This window comes from Pseudomonadota bacterium (assembly GCA_011049115.1).
In the GTDB taxonomy this organism is placed as follows: Bacteria; Desulfobacterota; Anaeroferrophillalia; order Anaeroferrophillales; family Tharpellaceae; genus DSCM01.
Genome location: DSCM01000016.1, coordinates 1 through 6,475, shown reverse-complemented (window position 1 = coordinate 6,475; position 6,475 = coordinate 1). Strand labels below are relative to the sequence as shown.

Genomic DNA, 6,475 nt, shown 5'->3' with positions numbered 1-6,475 from the left:
TCAAACTGCTCATCGATCCAGAAAACGGCCGAATTGTCGACGCCAACCCGGCGGCGGCAGGGTTTTATGGCTGCACGACCGCAAAACTCCGGCAAATGAACATGCAGGAAATCAACACGCTGAGCCCGGAACAAATCAAGGCGGAAATGGCTGAAGCCCGCAAAAGCCATCGCAACTACTTCAAATTCCGTCACCGTCTGGCCGACGGCGAGAGCAAAAATATGGAGGTTTTCAGCAGCCCGATCGCTCTGCGCGGAAAAACCCTGCTCTATTGCATCATTCACGACATCAGCGCGCAGCAGAAACTCGAGGAACAGTTTCACCAGGCGCAGAAGATGGAATCGATCGGACAGCTGGCCGGAGGCGTCGCACACGATTTCAACAACATGCTGGGTATCATCATCGGGTATGCGGAAATCGCCTTAGGCGAAGTAAAAAGTACGGAACCGCTGCATGAGGATCTCGAGAAAATTCTCAACGCCGCTCAACGGGCTGCCGAAATCACCCGCCAACTGCCGGCCTTTGCCCGCAAACAGATGATTAAGCCGCAGGTGCTTGACCTGAACAAAGCCGTGGAAAACATTCTGAAAATGCTGCGCCGCCTGATCGGCGAAGACATCGATCTCGTCTGGCGACCCGGAGCCGGAACCTGGCCGATATTGATGGACCCCACCCAGATCGATCAGATTCTGGCCAATCTCTGCGTCAATGCCCGGGACGCGATCGCCAGCGTCGGCAAGCTCACCATCGAAACCAGAAATGTGACCTTGACGAAAACTATTGCGCCGACCACCTCGATTTTTCCCCCGGAGACTTCGTTCTGCTGGCGGTCAGCGACAACGGCTACGGCATGAGCAAGGAAATTCAGGAACATATTTTCGAACCGTTCTTCACCACCAAGCAGCTCGGCCAGGGCACCGGGCTGGGGCTGGCCACGATTCACGGTATCGTCAAGCAGAATAACGGCTTCATCAACGTCTACAGCGAGCCCGGCAAAGGCAGCACCTTCAAAATCTATCTGGCCCGCGACCACAGTCAGGCCCATCTGACGGCAATCCCCGAGAAAGTCGCCCCCCCCCTCGGACAAGGAGAAACCGTGCTCCTCGTCGAGGACGACCTGGCCCTGCTCACACTCAGCAAAAAACTGCTGGAAGATCTGGGCTACACGGTCCTTGAAGCCTCAACCCCGGGCCGGGCCCTGGAGCTGGCGGCCGGCCAAACCGGCGGGATCAGCTTGTTACTGACCGATGTCGTCATGCCCGAGCTCGATGGCCGAGCGCTGGCCGAGCGTCTTAAAACCAGCCATCCCGAGCTTAAGATCCTGTTCATGTCCGGCTATACGGCCAATGTTATCGCCCTCCAGGAAATTCTGGATCCCGGGGTCCAATTCATTCAGAAACCTTTCACCAAGAACGACCTGGCCGCCAAGATTCATGAAACCCTTTCCGCGAACGGGGCCCACCAGTAAATGGGTTTAGCTGCCGATATCGTCGTTATCGTGGTTACGGCCCTGATCGGGGCGCTGATCGCGCAAAAGATCAAACAACCGTTGATCCTGGGTTATATCTTGGCCGGCATCGTGGTCGGCCCCTATACCGGTGGCATCACGGTCGGCGAGCTGCATAAAATCGAACTCCTGGCGGAAATCGGCGTGGCCCTGCTGCTTTTCGCCCTGGGTCTGGAATTTTCTCTCGGCGAGCTCAAACCGGTCCGCAAAATCGCCTTGTTCGGAACCCCCCTGCAAATTATTCTGACCCTGATGTTCGGCTTTTTTCTGGGCCGTCATCTGGGCTGGCCCGTGACCAGCGCTTTATGGCTGGGGGCCATGATCTCCCTTTCCAGCACTATGGTCACGCTGAAAACCCTGATGAACCGTGGGCTGCTGGGCACCCTTTCGAGTCGGGTCATGATCGGCATGCTGATTGTTCAGGATCTGGCTGTGGTGCCGATGATGATCATCCTGCCGCAACTCAGCAACCCCGAGGCCGGTCTGCCCCTTCTGGGAATCGCCATCGTCAAGTCGGCGATCTTTCTAGTCCTGATGATTTACCTGGGAAGAAAGCTGCTGCCCTGGCTGCTGGCCCAGGTCGCGCAGTGGGAATCCCGTGAGCTCTTTATCCTGTCGATCACCGCCATTGGCCTGGGGATCGGTTATGCAACCTACCTTTTCGGGCTGTCCTTTGCTTTCGGAGCTTTTGTTGCGGGCATGGTGCTCAGTGAATCAGATTACGGCCATCAGGCTTTAAGCGACATCATTCCCCTGCGCGATATTTTCGGGCTTTTATTCTTCACCTCCGTCGGTATGCTGCTTGACCCTGTCTTCCTGTTGGCCAACTGGGGGCGGATTCTTTCCCTGATGCTGCTCATCGCCCTGTTCAAGGGTTCCGTCTTCTCTTTGCTGGCCAAGCTTTTCGGCTACATCAATATCGTGCCGCTCGCCGTCGGCTTCGGCCTTTTTCAGATAGGCGAGTTCGCCTTTGTCATCGCCAGGGCCGGCCTTGAAAGCCAAGCCATTAATCAGGACATGTATTCCCTGGTCCTGGCCGTTTCGGTTATGAGCATGGTTCTGACCCCATTCGCCTCCGCCACGGTGCCGCTTTTTTATAAGCTCAAAAAACGATTCTTTCGTTATGAACCGCTGCAAACCGAAAACCTTCCCCCTTCCGGGCTCAGGGATCATGTCATCATTGCCGGAGGCGGACGGGTGGGACAGCATATCGCCGAGATTCTGACCCAGCTGAAGCTGCCCTTCGTCGTCATCGAGATCAACCATCAACGCCTGCTCGAATGCAAAGCCGCGAAATTTCCCGTAATTTTCGGCGACATGAGTCAGGCGACCGTCATCAATGCTTCGCGGATACGAACCTCAAGACTGTTACTGATCACCACGCCTTCGCTGATTACCGCCCAAGCGATTGTCGATCAGGCCCATCGCGTTCGCCCGGAACTGCATATCATCGTTCGGGCCAACGGCGCCGCTCAGGCCAGGGCCCTGTACGAAAGCGGAGTTTACATGGCGGTCTTGCCGGAGATGGAAGCGGGACTTGAAATCTCCCGGCAGGCGCTTCTCCATCTCGAAATTCCGGTGGCGGTCATTCAGCAGTACACCGACAGTGTGCGACAGCAAGTTTATGCCCCGATTTTTCAGGCCAGCAGTGAGCTGCAGCTGCTGACAAAATTTGACAATCTGAAAAACATGCTGGAAATCTCCTGGGTCACGCTCCCGCCCGAAAGTCCGCTGCTCGATCAGAGCATCAAGGACGCCGCGGTCCGCAGCCGGACCGGAGCGTCCATCGTCGGCATCATTCATGAGAAAGAGTTTCACAGCAACCCCAAAGCCGATTATATTTTTCACGAAGGAGACCTGCTGGCGGTGGTCGGCAACCAGCAGGAGCGCCAGTCCTTCAAAAGACTGGCCAGAGTCCGCGAAAACCTTTGAGTCGGCAGCCCTGAACAAACATTCATATTTCTCGGTTTCAAAGACCGGTTCTCCATTTTCAATCGCGTCAATTCAGCCCGCGATTCGACTGTCGAGCCTCCTTCTTGAGCTGCCGTTTATATTTGCTGCGGTAACGGGCTGCTCCTGAGATCAGGATTACAGACAGCCCCTGATCTTTTAGATTCCGGTTCCGGGAACATTCCCTTGCGTATGTCTCCTTTTGACTGTCAAGCAAAGTCTCCTGGGACGAGAACCTACGAAAAGCGTCCATGTTTTTCTAACCACATCGGCATCAGTGAGCACTGCCGCCGGGACATTCCCGGCAAACCTTTTAGCTTCTATCCTCTCTGGCCAGACGTTTCCAGCTCGGAAACGGTTTTTTTCGGTCGTGTTCGCACAACCAACCTGATATCCTTTCGGCGCTTGAAAAGCCTCAGTTTTGAGAGAAGGTTCTTCTACAAGGACACCTTTCATCATAGAGGCTTTTTTGATTTAATGGCTTGGTTACTATTCAGCCTCGAATAAACCGTACGGAAAGAAAAAATCATGAAAAACGGGAGAATCTATTTATCATCACCTGTCAATGCGCTAGTGGAGGGGATCTATGAGCAGAACATATCCTTGGCTGAAGTTAAAAAGCATGGTGATTTCGGTCTGGGAACCTTCAATGATCTTGATGGCGAGATGCTGATGCTTGATGGCCGCGTTTTCCAGATCACGGCTGCAGGGGATGTGAACCGGATCGACGAAGACGCGCTGACCCCTTTTTCTTGTGTTACCTTCTTCGAGGCCATGACAACTGATTCGCTTGCAGGGGAGATCAGCCATGACGATTTCCTGAAGTGGCTGGATTCGCTCATTCCTTCCCCCAATATCTTCTATGCGGTAAGGATTGAAGGGCTGTTTAACGAGGTCAGAACCCGCTCGGTGCCCAAATAGGACAACTACCGCCCTTTTGTTGACGTGGCGCAAGATCAGGCGGTGTTTCATTTCCATGAAATAGAGGGAACCCTGGCCGGGTTTTATACTCCGCCCTTCATGGCCTCGCTGAATGTGCCGGGCTGGCATCTTCATTTCCTCTCTGCAGACATGAAGCATGGAGGGCATTTACTGGAGGTCGTCCCCGGAATATAGACGTCGGCATACAGCTTCTGCCCACCCTGGAGCTTGCCCTCCCCATCGGCCTTGATTATCTGATGTGCGATTTTGTGAGGGATACGGAGAGCGATCTGAACCGGGCGGAAAAATAATCATGGCGCGCGAATTCAGCAGAAAAACCGAAGCCCTGGGGATATTCCCACAGGAGCGTTGGATGAACGCGGTAGCAGGTAGGCGGATTTCAAACATCATACCGAGCCGGAATCGGCCAGGCGGTGACGGACGACTGGGGCCATGAGTGACTTACAGAACAACATGAAGCCATTAATAATCCAGACACTGATCTTCAAGCTGATTTTTTCCATCTGGCTTGCCGTTCCGGTCTCGACATTTGCGTCGGACACCGTCCTGAAAAAGGCCTCTCTCATGACGCTGTGGAGCCCTCAGGCGCAGTTTGCCGGCTATTACGTGGCTCTCGACAAGGGGATTTATACCCGGCACGGTATTGATCTGAAAATCCTGACGGAGGGAGTGGGACATTCACCCGCGCAAGCCCTGAAGGATGGCGCAGCCGATTTTGCCGTTCTCTGGCTGACCACCGCCCTGCAACAACGCTCTGCCGGCGTAAAGCTTATCAACCTGGCGCAAATGATCCAGAGATCAACCATGATGCTAATTTCCAGGAAATCCAGCGCCATGGAAACCGTTACGGATATGAAAGGAAAGAAGGTGGAGCTGTGGGAAGGAGACTTGTCCATACTGCCCCGCGCTCTTTTCGCCAAACATGCGGTCAAGGTTCGCGAAGTGCCGCAATCAAACTCGGTCAACCTCTTTCTGCGGGGCGGCATCGATGTGACCTCCGCCATGTGGTACAACGAGTACCACACCATCCTCAACTCGTGAGTTGATCCGCAGGAGCTGAATGTACTGTTGCTCAATGAGCAGGGAATAAATTTTCCAGAGGACGGGATTTACACCCTGGGAAAGACCATTCGGGAAGATCCCGCCCTGGCGCAGGCCTTTGTCGCCGCATCACTGGAAGGGTGGCGCTACGCCTTCGACCATCCCGAAGAAGCGCTGGACATTGTCATCAAATACATGCGCGAGGCGCAACAGCCCGCCAACCGGATGCACCAGAAATGGATGCTTGAGCGGATGCGCGACCTGATGGTGACCGGCAACGCTCAGTCCATAACCGGCCTTCTCAATGAGCAGGACTATCAAGCCGTCGGAAGTGTTTTATCCCAAGAAGGTTTGATTCAGGGTTATCCCGACTACAAGAGCTTTACGGGGAGGAACAATGCCGGGGAAAAATAGCATCGCCACCAAACTCGTCCTTGTCATCACACTCTGCAGTTCGTTTATCTTTGCCGTGACCCTTGGCTATAACTATTACCGTTCCCGTATCATTTTAGAAAAAGAGCTGGAAGGTAACGCGCGAAACCTGGCCTTGTCGTTGGTTAACCGGGTGGAGACGGCGCTTTCATCCGTTACCAAAGTGACGGAAGGGGTGGCCCATGCCCTTGAGACCGGCCGATATTCAGAGCAGGAACTGCTTTCTCTGATTAAAAGCACCGTCGAAAGGAATCCGGAGATCTATGGGTCCGGCGTGGCCTTTGAGCCCTATGCCTTCAACGCCGCGTCCCGCCTGTATGCCCCCTTTTACCATCGGGAAAGGGGGGAAATCATTTTAAGCAGCCTGGAAGATTCGTATCAGTTTGTCCCCTATACAAACTGGGATTGGTACCAGATACCGCGAGAACTGGGCAAACTTGAATGGAGCGAACCGTACTTCGATGTGGGCGCGGGAAACATTTGGTTGTGATACTCTAAAATTGATCAGTTAAAGAGCTAGTGATTACGGAAAATTGACCACCCACAGCGACCTTTTCTGTATATGGTTTTTAAAACCATATACAGAGAGGTGAAAGGATGCTT

3 protein-coding genes and 3 pseudogenes are annotated in these 6,475 nt (G+C 53.9%); all 6 read left to right on the top strand.

The window, feature by feature from the left end; all coding sequences use genetic code 11:
• Positions 1-854 (top strand): PAS domain S-box protein (locus ENN66_01425; protein ID HDS15284.1); only part of this gene is annotated, 854 nt, incomplete at its 5' end.
• A complete protein-coding gene (locus ENN66_01420) occupies positions 851-1,468 on the top strand; it encodes a response regulator (GenBank protein ID HDS15283.1) in 618 nt (205 codons plus the stop codon). The genes ENN66_01425 and ENN66_01420, both read left to right, overlap by 4 nt.
• Positions 1,469-3,439: a portal protein gene (locus tag ENN66_01415; GenBank protein HDS15282.1), complete on the top strand. Its 1,971-nt coding sequence runs from the start codon at positions 1,469-1,471 to the stop codon at positions 3,437-3,439.
• A gap of 546 nt (positions 3,440-3,985) precedes the next feature.
• Positions 3,986-4,689: pseudogene (gene budA / locus ENN66_01410) on the top strand (acetolactate decarboxylase).
• A 142-nt stretch (positions 4,690-4,831) separates the two neighbouring features.
• Positions 4,832-5,854, top strand: a pseudogene (locus ENN66_01405) (ABC transporter substrate-binding protein).
• Positions 5,838-6,359 (top strand): annotated as a pseudogene (locus tag ENN66_01400) (serine/threonine protein phosphatase). The pseudogenes ENN66_01405 and ENN66_01400 overlap by 17 nt, the downstream one beginning before the upstream one ends.
• The last annotated feature ends 116 nt before the right edge of the window (positions 6,360-6,475 follow it).

Excerpts from the sequence above, each read along its gene's own strand:
- ENN66_01420 (HDS15283.1), top strand. The coding sequence starts at position 851 with ATGAGCAAGGAAATTCAGGAACATATTTTCGAACCGTTCTTCACCACC.
- ENN66_01415 (HDS15282.1), top strand. The coding sequence starts at position 1,469 with ATGGGTTTAGCTGCCGATATCGTCGTTATCGTGGTTACGGCCCTGATC.